Origin of the sequence: Caldicellulosiruptor bescii DSM 6725 (genome assembly GCF_000022325.1) — a bacterium.
GTDB lineage: Bacteria > Bacillota > Thermoanaerobacteria > Caldicellulosiruptorales > Caldicellulosiruptoraceae > Caldicellulosiruptor > Caldicellulosiruptor bescii.
In genome coordinates this window covers 2,024,757-2,041,452 of record NC_012034.1, presented here as the reverse complement: position 1 = coordinate 2,041,452, position 16,696 = coordinate 2,024,757, and the positions used below count along the sequence as shown (strand labels likewise).

General features: G+C 35.8%; 13 protein-coding genes, 1 tRNA gene and 1 pseudogene. 10 read left to right on the top strand and 5 right to left on the bottom strand.

Translation table 11 applies throughout. From position 1 onward, the window contains the following. Window positions 1-2 precede the first annotated feature (2 nt). The 3 genes from ATHE_RS09695 to ATHE_RS09685 all read right to left on the bottom strand — a co-directional run bounded on the left by ATHE_RS09695 (window position 3) and on the right by ATHE_RS09685 (window position 1,556). Window positions 3-416, bottom strand: coding sequence for an arsenate reductase ArsC (locus ATHE_RS09695; protein WP_015908310.1), 414 nt, complete (start codon window positions 414-416; stop codon window positions 3-5). Between the two features lies 1 nt (window position 417). Next, on the bottom strand, window positions 418-789 hold the full coding sequence (locus tag ATHE_RS09690; RefSeq protein ID WP_015908309.1) for an ArsR/SmtB family transcription factor: 372 nt from the start codon (window positions 787-789) through the stop codon (window positions 418-420). A gap of 691 nt (window positions 790-1,480) precedes the next feature. Then, a tRNA-Arg gene (locus ATHE_RS09685) sits at window positions 1,481-1,556 on the bottom strand. Between the two features lie 201 nt (window positions 1,557-1,757). Between ATHE_RS09685 and ATHE_RS09680 the strand changes: the two genes are divergently transcribed. The 6 genes and pseudogenes from ATHE_RS09680 (at window position 1,758) to ATHE_RS09655 (ending at window position 9,349) form a co-directional block, all read left to right on the top strand. After that, window positions 1,758-2,882, top strand: coding sequence for an alpha/beta hydrolase family protein (locus ATHE_RS09680; RefSeq protein WP_015908308.1), 1,125 nt, complete (start codon window positions 1,758-1,760; stop codon window positions 2,880-2,882). Window positions 2,883-2,960: 78 nt separating this feature from the next. Next, window positions 2,961-3,514 (top strand): annotated as a pseudogene (locus ATHE_RS09675) (IS607 family transposase). Further along, window positions 3,480-5,018, top strand: coding sequence for an IS200/IS605 family accessory protein TnpB-related protein (locus ATHE_RS09670; protein WP_015907403.1), 1,539 nt, complete (start codon window positions 3,480-3,482; stop codon window positions 5,016-5,018). Before ATHE_RS09675 ends, ATHE_RS09670 begins: the two are co-directional and overlap by 35 nt. A gap of 72 nt (window positions 5,019-5,090) precedes the next feature. Beyond that, the gene (locus ATHE_RS09665) at window positions 5,091-7,130 is read left to right on the top strand and encodes a beta-galactosidase (RefSeq protein WP_015908307.1); all 2,040 of its coding nucleotides are present in this window, start codon (window positions 5,091-5,093) and stop codon (window positions 7,128-7,130) included. A gap of 224 nt (window positions 7,131-7,354) precedes the next feature. Next, the gene (locus ATHE_RS09660) at window positions 7,355-8,602 is read left to right on the top strand and encodes a putative DNA modification/repair radical SAM protein (protein WP_015908306.1); all 1,248 of its coding nucleotides are present in this window, start codon (window positions 7,355-7,357) and stop codon (window positions 8,600-8,602) included. A gap of 3 nt (window positions 8,603-8,605) precedes the next feature. After that, window positions 8,606-9,349, top strand: a complete 744-nt coding sequence (locus tag ATHE_RS09655) for a TIGR03915 family putative DNA repair protein (RefSeq protein WP_015908305.1) — start codon at window positions 8,606-8,608, stop codon at window positions 9,347-9,349. A gap of 57 nt (window positions 9,350-9,406) precedes the next feature. On the opposite strand, the gene ATHE_RS09650 is transcribed toward ATHE_RS09655, so the two are convergent. Next, a complete protein-coding gene (locus ATHE_RS09650) occupies window positions 9,407-10,453 on the bottom strand; it encodes a hypothetical protein (protein ID WP_015908304.1) in 1,047 nt (348 codons plus the stop codon). Window positions 10,454-10,629: 176 nt separating this feature from the next. Between ATHE_RS09650 and ATHE_RS09645 the strand changes: the two genes are divergently transcribed. The 4 genes from ATHE_RS09645 to holA all read left to right on the top strand — a co-directional run bounded on the left by ATHE_RS09645 (window position 10,630) and on the right by holA (window position 16,246). Next, entirely contained in the window at window positions 10,630-12,018 is a 1,389-nt protein-coding gene (locus tag ATHE_RS09645) for an NAD(P)/FAD-dependent oxidoreductase (RefSeq protein WP_015908303.1), read from the top strand. A gap of 115 nt (window positions 12,019-12,133) precedes the next feature. Beyond that, window positions 12,134-12,973 (top strand): PHP domain-containing protein, encoded by an 840-nt coding sequence (locus ATHE_RS09640; RefSeq protein WP_015908302.1) that lies wholly within the window; start codon window positions 12,134-12,136, stop codon window positions 12,971-12,973. Further along, window positions 12,970-15,228 carry a DNA internalization-related competence protein ComEC/Rec2 gene (locus ATHE_RS09635; RefSeq protein ID WP_015908301.1) on the top strand — a complete coding sequence of 753 codons (2,259 nt, stop codon included), beginning with the start codon at window positions 12,970-12,972 and terminating at the stop codon, window positions 15,226-15,228. The genes ATHE_RS09640 and ATHE_RS09635 overlap by 4 nt, the downstream gene beginning before the upstream one ends. Window positions 15,229-15,238: 10 nt before the next feature. Then, the gene (holA, locus tag ATHE_RS09630) at window positions 15,239-16,246 is read left to right on the top strand and encodes a DNA polymerase III subunit delta (RefSeq protein WP_015908300.1); all 1,008 of its coding nucleotides are present in this window, start codon (window positions 15,239-15,241) and stop codon (window positions 16,244-16,246) included. 48 nt (window positions 16,247-16,294) lie between these two features. Here holA and rpsT read toward each other — a convergent pair whose 3' ends face one another. After that, complete coding sequence (rpsT, locus tag ATHE_RS09625; RefSeq protein ID WP_013291003.1) at window positions 16,295-16,594, bottom strand: 30S ribosomal protein S20; 300 nt, start codon at window positions 16,592-16,594, stop codon at window positions 16,295-16,297. Between the last annotated feature and the right edge of the window lie 102 nt (window positions 16,595-16,696).

Sequence of the window (16,696 nt, the reverse complement as noted above, 5' to 3'; positions counted from 1 at the left end):
TTTTATTTTCCCTCCCCATAATATTCTTTTTTAATTCGTTCAAGCAGCTCCAATACCTTTTTTTCTATTTCATCTCTTACTTTTCTAAATTCTTCAATAGGCTTTCCTGCTGGGTCAGGTAGTCCCCAATCTTCTTTGACCTTGCATGGGATAAACGGACACTCAACACCACATCCCATTGTGATTAAAAAGTCTACCTCTTTGGGGATATCGAATATTGTCTTTGGGAAATGTGAAGAGATATCAATTCCAACCTCTTTCATGACCTCAATGGCAAGCGGGTTTACCTCTTTTGCGATATCTGTTCCTGCACTGTATACTTCAATCAAATCTTTTCCATAGTGTTTAGCAAAACCTTCTGCCATCTGGCTTCGACATGAATTGCCAACACATACAAAAGCAACACTTGGTTTCATTTTAAATATCACTCCTTTGCACTTTTGTTAAAACATGCTCACACTCTTTGCCTTTTTCTTTCAACTCTTTTAACCGAATTAGATCCTTTCCGAAAATCTCTTGCTGAGAAAACTTTTCCTTTAGAAATTCAATTAACTTTTCATTTTCTTGTAAAAACCTTTCGTTCATACTGTAATATATCCACTGTGATTTTTTTGAAGCCGATAAAACACCAGCCACTTTCAGTTTGTTTAGATGCCTTGAAGTATTAGACTGTGTTGTGCCCAATATTTTTTCTATGTCGCACACACAAAGCCTCTGTTCCAAAAGTAGATTGATTATTCGAAGTCTGCACTCATCACCAAGAATTTTTAAAATTTCAGCTAAGTTCATAATTACCTCTCCTCATTCTATGATTATATGCAACTACACTCATATATAATACAAGATTGACACTTTTTTGTCAATATAAAATGTGGTAAAAGAATTTAATAGAGAGGAAAAATATTTCTTTAGTATGTGTGCAAAGAATATAAAACATAGTATAAAATTTTCATAGAACTTAAAATAGAAAATACATCCTTGCAATGTGAAGAATAAGAGAATAATATAAGATGATCAAAAAAGAAAAACAAAAAGCTAAAGACAAACTCAAAGAAGGAACAAAATGTTTTACAATAGTATAGCAAAAATCAATGGCACAAAAATTTTTTTAAAGCTTTATTGGTTTATCATAGTATATTACTTCTTATAGCTAAAAAGTCTTGCTCATAGGAGTAAGTTCAAAAAAAGTGTGTTACATGGTATTCATAATCTCTAAGCGTTAATTCACTTCTCCCTTCAGCACGCTTGTAAAACAGGAATTGCTGTAAGGCTTCCCGCCAATCCATTTTAATAACGCTTCTTTTGGACATAATAAAACCACCTCTCGCATTTTTATTGCGATTGGTGGCTATGGCTTGCCGTTTGGTAGTCCTGTGGCAATGTGCAAATCCTGTGGTATACATTCACCAAAGGACTTGGTGCTTTTTAATCCCGATTTCCAACTTTTACTACCACCTTTCAATCCTTGATACATCCCACTTGGCACGCCCGGGGGGAGTCGAACCCCCGACCACAGGATTCGAAGTCCTACGCTCTATCCTCTGAGCTACGGGCGCATATATTTTATAACACAATTTAAATTATAAAATCAAATCAATGAATTTGCAACCTTTTTAAATATCTTAAAATATTGATATTAATCTTAATTTGCAAAACATCAAAATCATTCAATCCAAAGAAAAGTTGTAGTATAATAAGAACAAGTTCAACGTTAATTAACAACGCATAAAAAAATGATATTCTTGAGGGGATAATAAATGTTAGAAATTTTTGAGAAATACTTTGGAAAGCATACCAGCTTGTCTGAAAACACCAAGTGGGGAGAAGAAGTTTCAAATCAGAAAACTTTTGATGAGCAAAGAGAAATTGTAGATAAATTGTCGTCACTTCTTTACCTGAATTTAAGCCTAATATTCAAGGAAGCTAAAAAATTTGAGAGTGACCATGGTGAATTTAAAGAAGAGATTATAGCTGGAAATTTAAATGGTATTCACTCAGAAGCTGTATTTTTAAAACCAATGAATTTGAATCCACCTTATCCTGTGGTGGTTATTTTGCATGACCATGGTGGATTTTATTATTATGGTAAAGAAAGAATATACAGGCAAGACAATACCCAGACTTTTGTCAATGAATACCAGAAAAAATTTTATTCATCATTGCCGTGGGCGTTAGAGTTTGTAAAAAACGGATTTGCTGTATTTTCTCCCGATGCATTTTATTTTGGAAAAAGAAGGCTTCCTGCTGAGTTAATTAGTCTTTTAACAGATGACAACTTAATAGATAATCTTTTGAATTATGAAAAAGGTTCTTATGAGTACATCCGGATTTTCAATAAAATATCCTCACAGCTTGAACCTATGATGTTTAAGAATATCAATCTATATGGTACAAACTGGCCAAGTATTTTGTTAAACGAAGACTTGGCATGGTTTAACTATCTCTTGCAAAGAGAGGATGTAGACAAAAACAGAATTGGTCTCATGGGATTTTCCTTAGGGGGTTTTAGGACACTTTTTTTAAGTAGCCTCAGAAATGAAATAAAATGTAGCATCATCATTGCATTCATGTCAGAGTTTAGAAGAATGCTTGGCAAAACTGCGAGACATACTTTTATGGTTCATATTCCTGGTTTTACAAGGGTTCTTGACCTGCCTGATGTTGCAGCTTTGATTGCTCCAAGAAAACTCTTTATTATGCAGTGTGAGTATGATAGTCTCTTTCCAAAAGATGCAATGCAGTCTTCTGTAGAAAGAATAAAAAGTTACTTTATGAATTTTGATTGTGGTAACCAATTTGAATACAAATTTTATCCAAATGGGCATGAATTTAATTTAAATATGCAAAAAGATGCTTTGGAGTTTATGTCAAGGAATTTATAAAATCTTCAAATGAGAGGAGGTCACAACAGTTGAAAATAACAATGCAAAAAAGGTATAATTTTGACCAGGTGATATTGAATGTTGCTAAGTGTGCAAAAAGTTAAAGAGATATATTCTATCTGCCGAAGAACACTAATAAACTGGGAGAAGGAAGGGTTAATAACACCTCTCAGGACACCGAAGGGAAGGAGAAGGTATAAAAAAGAAGACATAGAAAAACTACTTGGCATGATAAAGGAAAAACCAAAACCAACCGTTGTTTTGTATGCAAGAGTCTCCACTAAAAACCAAATTAGAAGACTTGAGGAATACGCCAAGTCTCAAGGTTGGCAGTATGAAGTTATATCTGAAATAGCCAGCAAAGTAGATGAAAACAGGAGAGGACTATTAAAACTTTTGAACAGAATCAAAAGAGGAGAAGTTACAAAATTGGATTTAAATATCTTAAGTTTTTCATGGAGAGCTTTGGGGTAGAACTGGTAGTGTTAAATGGCAGAGAAAATGAAGAAGATATAAACAGAGAACTGGCAGAGGACTTAATAGCGATAGTAACATCTTTTGCAGCGAGGATTTATGGACAAAGAGGTGCTAAAAGACATGGTAACAGTTCAGGCGAAGTTAGTGTTCGATAGAGAGGAAGACAAAAAGGCAGTATTAGATCTTATGAGAAGATGGTCCTCTTGTATGAGGTATGCATACAAGAGGTTACTGGAAGGGCATAAAAGGAATGAACTCAAAAGAGAACTGCAAGGAATTTTTAATCTTAATTCCCGATACGTTGATGATGCAATAATGAAAGCAAACAGTGTTTTAAACTCATGCAAAGAAAGAGGAGAAAATCCTGAAAAGGTCATTTTTGGTGGCAGGCAACTTTTTGAAAAACTAAAGAGGCGGCACATAAACGGCAAGGTATATAGGAAACTTCAACGAGAGTGGCAGGAGAAAAGGAAGGGGAATCTGTACTCAAGAGGAGACAGGAGCAAAAAGGGGAATCTCAATACAAGGATTGAGATAGACGGGAACTTCACAAAACTCAGGATTAACGTAGGAAAAAGAGAGTACGTATATGCGACGATACAAGCTGGATGGAAGATGAAAGGTAAGACATACATGGATAGGAACCTACTGCTACAAGCAATAAGCAGCTTTAGTGGACCTTATTCTGTAGAACTGAAACTCAAAAACGGTGTAGTATATGCCTACTTCACCGTTGAAGAAGTTTTCCCCAAGCCTGCGATAACGAGAGCAAATGGAGTTATAGGGATAGACACTAACGCATATCCAAAGAATGTTGCATGGGCAGAAACAGATGAGTACGGACAGTTTCTGGGATATGGCAGAATACCACTTGAGAAGCTTGAGAGTGGAAGCTCAAGCAAGAGAGAGTATTACAGGTGGCAGTATGCACACATGATAGTACAAATGGCGAAAGAGAAGCAAAAAGCGATAGTGATTGAGAACCTTAGCATACAGGACAGGGGCAGAAGAGGCGACTTTTCAGGTAGAAAATCAAGACGGATAAGGCACTATTTTGGAAGCAGATTACTTTTGGAGAAGGTAAAACTTCTGGCAAAACGGGAAGGAGTAGAGGTTATAGAAGTAGACCCGGCGTATACTTCTGTGATAGGGATGTTGAAGTATGCACCGCAGTATATGGTGAGCAAGGATATTGCGGCAGCGTATGTAATAGCGCGAAGAGGACTTGGTTTGAGAGAAAGGATACCGCACAATTATATGCTGCTTCTTAGTAGGCTTGATGTAAACAACCTGGAAGAGCTAAAAGAGTATGTAAGGAAGGTAGTCAAGAACAAACATCTGAGGAAAAAACAACTCAAAGCGATAGATAGAGCGATAAAGTTTTTACAAAGCTCTGGGAGTGAGCCAGGGAGGCTATCCGTGCCTCTGGATGGAACAAGCGCGGGTAGTCGTGGCAAAAAACACAATCCCTGGCAAGTTCTTAGGGTAGCGGTGGTAACGCCACTCTCCCCTGACAGAGTCCTGCGTGATATGTCTGTCTTGAAATCGCTTTTGATTTCAGGGCAAGTGGGGAAGACCTGTAAGGGCGTAAGTTCCTGCTTCTTGGGGCAGGGGCTATGGCTTTCCCAAATACCGCCTGCTGGGGCTGGGAAAGCCTGAAAGGCGGACTACAAATACCCCAGCCGCCAATACTGTGCAATTTTGCACAGTTTGGTTGACCAGGCTTTTATAATGGGCAAAATAAAGCTGAAAAAATTTTTGCATGGTGGAGACTACAATCCAGACCAGTGGACAGAGGATGTGTGGGAAAAGGACATTGAATATATGAAATACTATAATGTAAATGCAGTTTCTATGCCAATATTTTCATGGGCACAGCTTCAGCCAAATGAAGATGAATTTACATTTGAATGGCTTGACAAAATAATTGATAAGCTCTATTCAAATGGTATTCATGTTATCTTGGCAACACCTACGGCTTCTCAGCCAGCATGGCTTTCTAAAAAGTATCCTGATGTGCTTCCTGTTGATATTCATGGAAGAAAGAGAAAACATGGAGCAAGGCAGAATTACTGCCCAAACAGTCCAAACTTCAAAAATGCAGCAAGAAGAATTGTTGAGGAGATGGTAAAAAGGTATAAAGACCATCCTGCAGTTATAATGTGGCATATCAGTAACGAATATGGTCCTTACTGCTACTGTGAAAACTGTGCAAAAGCCTTTAGAGAGTGGCTAAAAGAAAGATATAAAACATTGGATGAGCTCAACAAAAGATGGAACACAGCTTTCTGGGGACATACATTTTATGATTGGGATGAGATAGAAGTTCCCTCATATCTGAACGAAGAGTTTGAATATATGCCTGGAAGGCAGAAAAGCTCATTCCAGGGACCTTCGCTTGATTACAAGAGGTTTATGTCAGACAGCCTTCTGAATCTTTATAAAATGGAAGTTGAGATTATCAAAAAATACATGCCAGATATCCCTGTTACAACAAACCTGATGGGCCCATTTAAGCCTCTTGACTATCACAAATGGGCAAAACATATGGATATTGTATCATGGGACAATTACCCATCGATAAAAGATTCTCCAAGTTCTATTGCTTTCAAGCATGACCTCATGAGAGGGCTCAAAAGAGACCAATCGTGGATTTTGATGGAACAAACACCGAGCCAGACAAATTGGCATTGGTACAACTCTGCAAAAAGACCTGGTATGATAAGGCTTTTGAGCTATCATGCAATTGCACATGGAGCTGACTCTGTGCTGTATTTCCAGTGGAGACAGTCAGTTGCTTCGTGCGAAAAGTTTCACTCTGCGATGGTTCCGCATGTTGGACACCTTGAGACGAGGGTGAGCAAAGAGCTTAAAAAGATTGGCGATGAACTTTTGCGCTTAGATGAGATTTTGGAGTCAACAACTAAGAGCGAGGTTGCACTATTATTTGACTGGGAAAACTGGTGGGCGCTTGAAGAGAGTATGGGATTTAGAAATGATATATCTTACCTTGAACATATAGATGCTTACTATAAAGCGCTGTATAAGCTAAAAACAAATGTGGATGTTGTTGACCCGAAAGAAGATTTAACAAGGTACAAACTTGTTGTTGCACCACTTTTGTATCTTCTTGATAAAGAGACTGCAAAGAATATAGAAAATTATGTAAAAAACGGTGGAATATTTATTACAACATATTTATCAGGACTTGTTGATGAAAATGACAGAGTAATTCTTGGCGGCTATCCGGGTTGGTTTAGGAAACTCTGTGGTATCTGGGTTGAGGAGATTGATGCGCTTTTCCCTGATATGAAAAATGCAATTATACTTGAAAAACCTATTGGCATGCTTGATGGCAAATACGAATGTGATTTTATCTGTGACGTTATTCACCTTGAGGGTGCAAGGGCGCTTGCTTACTATGAGCAGGATTATTACCGCGGAATGCCAGCTGTTGTTGAAAATAATTATGGAAATGGAAAGGCGATTTATATTGGAACAAGACCAGAACAAAGGTTTATAGAAGGTCTTGTTAAGTTCTACGCTGAAAAGGCTGGTGTACAACCAATATTACTTGTGCCGGAAGGTGTTGAAGTAACAAAAAGAGAAAAGAATGGGAATGAATATGTGTTTCTTTTGAATTTCAATGGTTATGATGTAAATATTGAGCTTAAAGATGAGTATTATGAGCTTATAACACAGAAGATTTTGGGCGGAAAAGCTACTCTTGCCCCGAAGGAGGTTATGATACTGAGAAGATTAAAAGATTAAAAACTGCAGATGTCTCCCTTGATAACTTACAGTAGAGATGTCAGGTGTATGGATGTTGCAAAAGTATTCCAATATTGAGGCCACAAAGAATAGTAAGAGGTCCTTTTCTCTTTATAGCTGAGGGAGGGGGGTCTCTTATTTTTTTCTTGAAATAGAATATATATTCGGTTATTATATAGGTATAAATCAACTACACATAGTTTTTTAAAAAAGAAGTGATTTATATGGATATACTTGAAAAACTTGAGGTTCTTGGTGCTGCTGCAAAGTATGATGTTTCGTGCGCGTCAAGCGGAAGCAAAAGGGAAAAACATTTTGGAATTGGCTCAACATTTTCTGCAGGTATTTGCCACAGCTGGACAGATGATGGGCGTTGTATCTCCCTTTTGAAAGTTCTATTTACAAATGAATGTATTTTTGACTGTGCTTACTGTATTAACAGAAGGAGCAATGATATAAAAAGAGCAACATTTACACCCCAGGAAATTGCTGAGCTGACCATAAACTTTTATAAGAGAAACTATATAGAGGGTCTTTTTCTGAGCTCTGCCATCAAAAATTCTCCTGACTGGACAATGGAGATGCTTTTTCGAACAGTTTGGCTTTTGAGATATAAATATCAGTTCAATGGATATATACACGTTAAAGCTATTCCCTATGCATCACTTGATTTAATAAAAAAAACTGGATTTTTGGTTGACAGAATGAGTGTCAATATTGAACTTCCATCTGAAAAGAGCTTAAGGCTTTTGTGTCCCAATAAAACAAAAGAGAGTATATTAAAGCCTATGGAGTTTATAACAAAAGTAGCTGAAGAAGAGAAAAATTTTGTATCGGCTGGTCAAAGCACTCAGATGATAATTGGTGCAACAGATGACAGTGATTATAAAATAATCAACTTAAGCCAGCACCTTTACAAAAAGTTTAAGCTCAAAAGGGTATACTATTCTGCATACACGCCTGTAAATCACGATCCAAGGATATTGAAAGTGGACAGTCCACCGCTTTTGCGTGAACACAGACTTTATCAGGCAGACTGGCTGATTAGAGTTTACAACTTTTCTGCTGATGAGCTTTTTAAAAGCAAGGATGAGAACCTTGACCTTGAGGTTGACCCAAAAGTGATGTGGGCGCTGAGAAACCTTGATAAATTCCCAATTGAGATAAATAAAGCAAGTTATGAACAGCTGATAAGAGTGCCTGGCATTGGAATAAAAAGTGCAAAGAGAATAATTAAAAACAGGGTATTTCATTCTTTGGATTTTGAGGATTTAAAAAAGATGGGTGTTGTTCTAAAAAGAGCAAAATATTTTATAACTTGCAACGGCAAGGCATTTGAAAGGTTTTTAATTGATTTGCCACCTGAGAAAATAAGGCAAAAACTTACAGATAAAAATTCTTTGCAAAAACCTCAGCAGCTTTCGTTTTTTGATAGGGAAGTATTTACATCTGTGATAACAGGGGAGATTTAAAAGGTGTACAAAATATTTTTGTATGACGGAACATTCGAAGGTTTTATGTGTGCGGCATTTCATATAATTTCTGAAGGTATAGATAAAGATAGAGCTATAATTGTTTCAAAAAATGAATACCAACCGATGTTTATAGATAGTGTAAGAGAGGTTCAAAATGATTTCAAAACGTTTTTGGAAATGAGGAAAGGCATAATTGAAAAAACTGATTGCAGTGTTTTCAAAAAGATTTACTATGCATTTTTGTCAGATACTGAAGACAAAGAGAGTTATATTTTGAGATATCTATTTTTGTTACTTACCCATGGCAAAAAGATAAAGTATCTTTACAGTGATGATATAGCAAACGCAGTTGAAAAGATGGCAAAAAACGTTAGCAGGGAAATAGGAAAATACATGGGGCTTATGAGGTTTTGTGAGACAAATGAAGGATTTCTTTATGCCAAGTTTGAACCCAAAAACGACATTATAAAACCAATTGCATATTTTTTTAAAAATAGGCTGAATGAATTTTGCTGGGTCATCCATGATGTGAAGCGAAACAAAGTTGCTATTTACGATAGAAAAAAAGTCCAGTTTTTAATTTGCAATAACTTAAAATTAAAAGTAACTCATCAAGAAGAGATGTTTCAGATGCTGTGGAAGAAGTATTTCAAATCTATGGCAATCGAAGAGCGAAAAAATCTAAAACTTCAGCAGCAGAACATGCCCAAAAGATATTGGAAGTATCTTGTAGAAAAAAATTAGGTGTACATCCTTCTTTTCGGATGTACACCTTTTTGTTTTGAACATAAGCTTAAAATTTTATTTCTTCTTTCCTTTGTGAGGCTGCTGAGGAATCTTTTTTATCTCTATTTCTATTTTAGAGTTACCTTTGCCAGGAATTGTGATTTTCTTTTCTTGCATTGGCTGAACATACTTTTTGGGCATATTGAGAGAGTTTTTAATAATGTTTTCAATTTTTGAAAGAACATCTGTGTAAAGACTTTTTATTTCGGAGATAGTATTAACTTTTGCCTGATACAAGCCTACAACTTCATTCAATAAGCTGACTATTTTATTGTAATCACTGCTCTTAGCTATCTGATGATATTCGTAGAGTTTGACTTTTATCTGCTTATCGATGGTATTTATCTGGTACACCTTTTGGCTTACTGTTGGTTGAATCTGGTCGACAAGTTGTTTTATTTGATATACAGCCTGGTCAACTGCCTGTTGCTGCTGGTTTTTATAGACTTCTTCATATACTTTTAGTTCATTGAGTTTTTGAGTTAGTTGATTGTTAAGCTCTGCTACTTTGGATGACGAGAAATTCTTCTTTTTGAGTTCCTTTTGAAGTTGTGATATTGCCTTGTTTACATCATTAATTATCTTGTTCATTTCCTGAGTAAAGAAGTTCTTATCATATCTTTTAGCAGCTTGAATGTAAGCATTTATCTTTGCCCTAAGATGATTTACCTCAGCATTAATCTTGTTAAACTTTGTTCTTAGTTGATTGATTTGCAAAATGAAGTTATTAATAGCCTTTTTCTGCTCTTTTGAAAGTTTCTGTACTTCTTGGATATTTACATTATCATTTGAAATAGGTGGAATTACTTCAGTAGTTGAATTTGTACTGTAAGTTGAAGAATATGTTGTGGTTGTGGTTGTCGAATTTTGAGTATTGTAAGTCTGAGAGTAAGTAGTGTTCTCAGTGGTTTGATAAGTTTGTACTTGAGTTGTGCTATAGGCTGAGCTTGTTACAGTCTGAGAAGATGAAGTAGCTGATGTATCTTGGTCAGCATATACCGGAACTAATAAGAGAAAAGTAAAGACGAAAACTAAAATTAAGCTTATCAGTTTTCTTTTCATTTTTTTATTGCCTCCTTGTAAATTTTTTCTTCTATTTTTATATTACCTCATTTGTTTAGATTTTTCGTTTCTCAATTATTAAAAAAGTGTGTAAATTTTTAATAGACAAATTTTATAATTTGGTGTAACATTTCAAAGGGAAATTTAATTTTGCAAAGGCCAAGAGGGTGAGGAATATGAACACAAAGTATGATGTCATTATTGTAGGGGCAGGACCATGTGGGATATTTACGGCATATGAGCTTGTGAAAACTTCTTCTGTGGCAAAAGTTGTGATATTTGAGAAAGGAAGAGATATCGAGTCAAGAGAGTGTCCAAAGAGAGTTACAAATGTTTGTAGTGGCTGCAAACCCTGCAATATAACAACTGGATTTTCGGGTGCAGGTGCATTTTCAGATGGGAAGTTGTCGCTTTCACCAAACGTTGGTGGCAGAATTCAAGAATTTGTTGGGCAAAGCAAGGCAGTAGAGCTCATAAAGTACGTAGATAGCATATACCTTGAAAATGGGGCAGACACTAAGGTATATGGTACAAATAGTCAGGTGATTGAGGAAATAAAAAGGAAGGCAACTGTTGCGAACCTCATGCTTGTTGAAAGTCCAATAAGACATCTTGGCACCGAAGAGGCAAAAAAGATATACAAAAGACTCCAGGATTTTCTCCTCAGCAATAACATTGAGATAAAATTCAGAACACCTGTAAAAGACTTGATTGTGGAAGATGGAAAAGCGGCAGGGGTTGTTGCTGAGGATGGCAGTATATACTATGCAAAAAATGTTGTTATATGTGTGGGACGTGAGGGTGCGAGCTGGCTTTCGAAGATAATAGAAAAGTACAATATCCCGTGTGAGAATAACAGGGTTGACATAGGTGTGAGAGTAGAGACACCAAATCATATATGGAAGGGTATAACTGAGCATCTTTATGAGAGCAAGTTCATATACTATACAAAAACATTTGATGACAAGGTAAGAACATTTTGCATGAACCCGGGTGGGTATGTTGCTGTTGAGCACTATGACAACCTGGCAGTAGTTAACGGTCACAGCTACAAGAATATAAAGAGCGACAACACAAACTTTGCTCTGCTTGTATCAAAACATTTTACAGACCCATTCAAAGATAGTATAAAGTATGGCAAATACATTGCAGAACTTGCAAACATGCTCTCAGGAGGCAAAGTACTTGTTCAAAGGTATGGTGATTTTATAAGAGGTAGAAGATCAAACGAGGAGAGGATAAAAAGAAACTCTGTTGTACCAACACTTACTGATGCTGTTGCCGGTGATTTGAGTTTGGTTTTGCCCTACAGAATAATGCTTGATATAAAAGAGATGATTGAAGCTTTGGACTATGTCGTGCAGGGTGTTGCATCGTTTGATACGCTGCTTTACGGTGTTGAGGTTAAGTTTTATTCAAACGAGGTAAAAGTCAAGAACAATTTTGAGTGTTTGACAATTCAAAACCTTTATTTTGGTGGCGATGGAGCAGGTATTACAAGAGGACTTATGCAGGCGAGCGTGAACGGAGTTTTGATTGCCCGCGAGATTGCAAGCAAATTATAAGTTCATTTGTTTAAGTTTTTGAGGTGGTCTTAAAAGAGCTAAAAGGCCACCTTTTTGTTTTGTTAATTTATTTAGATTAAGATATAATAAATAGAGAAAGGAAGTGCTGCTCAGAATGGTTGACCTTCATGTTCACACAACATTTTCGGATGGAACGCTTACTCCTCAAGAGGTTGTAAAGCTTGCTAAAGAAAAAGGGCTTTTTGCTATTGCAATAACCGACCATGATACAACAGATGGTGTAATACATGCCATCGATGAGGGAAACAGGCTTGGGATTAAAGTGGTGAGCGGTGTTGAAATAAGCGCTGATTTTGAGATAGAAATGCACATTTTAGGGCTTTTTGTAGATATTAACAATGAATTCTTGCAGCAAAAGCTAAAGATGCTTGAAAGGTTCAGGAAAGAAAGAAACCCTAAGATAATTGAAAAGCTCAGGAAAATGGGATATGACATTTCGATGGATGAAGTAGAAAAGTTATCTTCGGGTGAGATGATAGGAAGACCTCATATTGCCCAGGTACTTGTCAAGAAAGGATACTTTTCCACCACAAAAGAGGTGTTTGAAAAGCTTTTAGGTTTTGGCAAACCTGCTTATGTGAAAAAGGATAAGTTAAAACCTCAGGAGGCTATTGAGGCAATAAAAAAAGCAGGCGGACTTGCTATACTGGCACATCCTCACAAGTATTTATATCTGGATGAGGGAAGTGAAAATGTATTTTTGGAGCTAAAAGAATATGGGCTTGACGGGCTTGAGGTTTTCCACTCAGATCACAGCCAAAAAGAAACAAATATGCTTTTGGAAATTGCCAAAAAACTTGACCTTGCTATCAGTGGTGGAAGCGACTTTCACGGGGAAAACAAACCAGAGATTTGTATAGGAGTTGGGAAGGGAAATTTAAAGATAGATGATGAAATTTTCTACATGTTAGAAAGCAGGGTACTCAAACCATGACAAGAAAGGCGTTATTTGTTGCCAGTTTTATGATGATAGGAATTGTTCTGGGCAGAAATATAAAAAAAATTGAGGTACTTGTATTTTGCCTTTTGCTAATTTTAGGAGCGCTGTGTGCTACCTACTATTTTCTTCCTCAGTACTTTAAAAAGGAAAAGTTTATGTTTATTTTATGTTTTCTTTTTCTCACGCTGCAGCTTTTCAGGACTTATTACATTTTCAATATTCTTGAGCCTCAAAAAAATCTGGATGGGAAACATGTTTATATTGTTGGCAATATCTGCTCATTTCCCGAGATAAGCGATAAAAAGACTTCCTTTTACCTTAAAACAAAACTAAATTCAAAGGCTGTTGTTATTAGAGTCACAACAGAGTCTAAAAAAAGTATTTTTTATGGAGATACTGTAAAAGTTTCTGGAAAACTTAAAATTCCAAAAGGAAAGACAAGTAAATTTGGTTTTGATTACAGAGAATATTTGAAAGGCAAAGGTGCTATTTATACACTTTACTCAAAAGACATAGAGGTTATCTATCAAGGAAAAAATGTTCTCAATCTTCTCAATAGATTTTCTACACAGTTAAATAACCTCATAGATAGCTCTTTTGAAAATGATATATCTTCGCTTTTAAAAGGTTTGATTCTTGGCAACAAATCTACAATTCCAGATGATGTGTACAAAGACTTTCAGCGAAGCGGACTTGCTCACCTTCTTGCAGTCTCTGGTGGAAATGTAGGGGTGCTTTGCGCTTTTGTTGAGATTTTGTTCAGAAGAATATTAAAGATATATGGTAAAGGAGTAAACTTTTTAATAATAGGTGTCATAGTTATTTTTGCTATTGTCACAGGGATGTCAGCATCAGTTGTTAGGGCTTCGATTATGGCGATAATCTTCTATGCTGGAAGGATTATTTACAGAAATCCTGATACGCTCAATAGCCTATCTGTATCAAGCGTTTTGATGCTGCTTGTAAATCCGCTTTTTCTTTTTGACATTGGGTTCCAGCTGTCTTTTTTGAGTGTTCTTTCAATAATTCTGTTTTGTAAAGGGATATATGAATATTTTGCGAAGTTAAAGATACCAAGAGGTATATCTTCACTTATTGCAGTTTCAATTTCTGCTCAGATTTTAATATTGCCGTTGATAGCTTATTATTTTTCTGAGATCTCAGTTATTTCATTCTTGACAAACATAGTTGCTGTACCAGTTGCAGGTGCTGTTGTACCGGCTGGGCTGCTGTATTGTCTATTATTGGTTTTCAATATAGATATATTACCATTTAAATGGTTTTTAGAAGTCTGTGTGAACGTGCTAATGTACCTTTCAAGATTATCTTATGTAGGATTTTCGCATGTAAAGGTCATTTTATGGGATGAAAAGCTAATATTTTGTTACTATCTTGTTGTGGCATCTTTAATTTTTAGAAAATTTATAAACAGGCAACTAAAATATGTGATATATTTGAGTATTTGTGGACTGCTTGTGGCATTTATCTTACAGACACTTATAAATTACAACAGGCTCATCATAAACGTGATAGACGTAGGGCAGGGAGACAGTAGCTTTATTACATACAAGGGATTTTCAATGCTGATTGACACAGGGCCTGAATATGAAGATTTTAGCAGCTTGAAAAGAATTGTTCTTCCGTATATACTCAAAAGAGGAGTAGCAAAACTTGATGTTTTAGTCTTGACACACAAGCACAGCGACCATATGGGGGACTTTGAGTATCTGCTTTATGAGATGAAAGTGGACACAATTGTAACATCAAAAGAGGTATATTTTGAAAATGCTCAAAAGTTCAAAGGGCAAAAGGTTGTGTTAGTAGATAGCTTGAAAGTTTATCGCTACAAGGATTTAAAAGCCTATTTTATCCCACCAGTAGAGGAAGATGAAAATAGTTCTGTTGTTGTGAAGCTGACCCTTGGCAATTTTTCTATGCTATTTACAGGTGATGCCTCATATGAGTCTGAAAAGGAATACGTAAAGAAATATAACTTGCAGACAAAGATCTTAAAGGTGGGACACCATGGAAGCAGCACAGCAACATCTGAAGAGTTTTTGGAAAATGTAAAGCCAACATTTGCAGTAATTTCTGTAGGGAAAGACAACATCTTTGGGCATCCTTCGAATGAGGTCTTACAAAGACTCAAAGACAGAAACATTAAGGTGTATAGAACAGATTTAAATGGAACCATAGACATTATAGTTGACAGAAATAAGATGATGGTAAATCCGTATATTGTGAGGTGAAATATTTAAAATGGCTGAGAAAACAAAAGAGATTATAAAAGAATTAAATTCGCAACTATTGAAAAAAGATTTTAAGAAGATTTACCTTTTTTATGGACAAGAGATATTTTTGATTGATGAATATACCAAGCGTTTTAGCCATGCCATAGTAGGTGGAAATTTAAACAACATAGTAAGATTTGACGGCGAAACTGCAAATTATAACGATATAATAAACGAAATGTTTTCAATATCTTTTGATTTAGAGCCAAGAGTGCTAATCTTTAAAAACTTTTTCAAGTATACATCTACAAACTCCAGCTTAAATCTTTCTGCTATCATAGATAATCTCAAGAATTTTAAAAGTGACAGTACTTATATAATCTTTAAAGAATACGAAGCAAAAGAAAACAAGCTATTTTCAGCCCTCAAACAAATAGCATTTTCTGCAGAGTTTGTGCAACCTTCTATGCCAGATTTAGTAAAGTGGGTTCAAAATGTAATGTCTAAAGAAGGAAAAACAATCTCTGATAATATGGCCCAGGAGATTATTCTTCATTACAACAAAGATATGATGCTAATTTATAACTATTTACAAGTTCTCATTTCATATCTTGGCAAAAGAAGCAAGGTTACTCATGATGATATATTAAAGACCTTGACAGACAACCCACAAGACCATATATTCCAGATGCTTGATGCTTTTGCGACAAAGGATTTAGAAAGTGGGTATAAGTACCTGAGAGAGCTGTATCAGCTCAGGACAAGTGTCAGCAAGATTTTGGCTTTGATTTTACGACATTTTAAGATACTTGGAATGTTAAAAGAGATGCAGGAGACAAACAAAAAACAGATTGCAAAGCAGCTTGGTATTTTAGAGTTCTTTGTTGACAAGTACAAAAAACAAGCAGAAACCTTTACCCTTGATAAAATAAAAACTATAATTCAAAAGACCATAGAATACGAGTACATGATAAAAAGAGGGCAAATTGATGATGAGACAGCGCTTGAAGTGCTTTTGTATCAAATTGTAAAATAAAATATAAAAAGGCTATCCATTGAAAAGAGACTGGACAGCCCTTTTTTGTTATTGAGCTTTTGATTCTGGCTGTGGTGAAGACAGAGCAGCGTACTTGTTGATTAGTTTCATAAGTCTTGATTTCTTTCTTGAAGCATTGTTCTTATGAATTACGCCTTTTGCAGCTGTTTGGTCAATGAGCTTTGCAGCTTTTGAGTAAAGTTCTTTTGCCTTTTCGATGTCACCGCTAAGCAGTGCTTTTTTGACCTCTTTTATAGCCTTTTTCATTTTAAATTTTTGAATCTTATTTTCAATAGTTCTACGTCTTATAACCTTTATCTTCTTTTTAGCAGACTTTGTGTTTGCCAAAACTTTTCACCTCCACTCAAAATTTAAGACTAATTGCTATTTTATCACGACAAAAACAAAATTGCAACAGCTCAAAGTAGCAAAGAAAATAAAGCAAAAGGG

Excerpts from the sequence above, each read along its gene's own strand:
- ATHE_RS09695 (WP_015908310.1), bottom strand. The coding sequence starts at position 416 with ATGAAACCAAGTGTTGCTTTTGTATGTGTTGGCAATTCATGTCGAAGC.
- ATHE_RS09690 (WP_015908309.1), bottom strand. The coding sequence starts at position 789 with ATGAACTTAGCTGAAATTTTAAAAATTCTTGGTGATGAGTGCAGACTT.
- ATHE_RS09680 (WP_015908308.1), top strand. The coding sequence starts at position 1,758 with ATGTTAGAAATTTTTGAGAAATACTTTGGAAAGCATACCAGCTTGTCT.
- ATHE_RS09670 (WP_015907403.1), top strand. The coding sequence starts at position 3,480 with ATGGTAACAGTTCAGGCGAAGTTAGTGTTCGATAGAGAGGAAGACAAA.
- ATHE_RS09665 (WP_015908307.1), top strand. The coding sequence starts at position 5,091 with ATGGGCAAAATAAAGCTGAAAAAATTTTTGCATGGTGGAGACTACAAT.
- ATHE_RS09660 (WP_015908306.1), top strand. The coding sequence starts at position 7,355 with ATGGATATACTTGAAAAACTTGAGGTTCTTGGTGCTGCTGCAAAGTAT.
- ATHE_RS09650 (WP_015908304.1), bottom strand. The coding sequence starts at position 10,453 with ATGAAAAGAAAACTGATAAGCTTAATTTTAGTTTTCGTCTTTACTTTT.
- ATHE_RS09645 (WP_015908303.1), top strand. The coding sequence starts at position 10,630 with ATGAACACAAAGTATGATGTCATTATTGTAGGGGCAGGACCATGTGGG.
- ATHE_RS09640 (WP_015908302.1), top strand. The coding sequence starts at position 12,134 with ATGGTTGACCTTCATGTTCACACAACATTTTCGGATGGAACGCTTACT.
- ATHE_RS09635 (WP_015908301.1), top strand. The coding sequence starts at position 12,970 with ATGACAAGAAAGGCGTTATTTGTTGCCAGTTTTATGATGATAGGAATT.
- holA (WP_015908300.1), top strand. The coding sequence starts at position 15,239 with ATGGCTGAGAAAACAAAAGAGATTATAAAAGAATTAAATTCGCAACTA.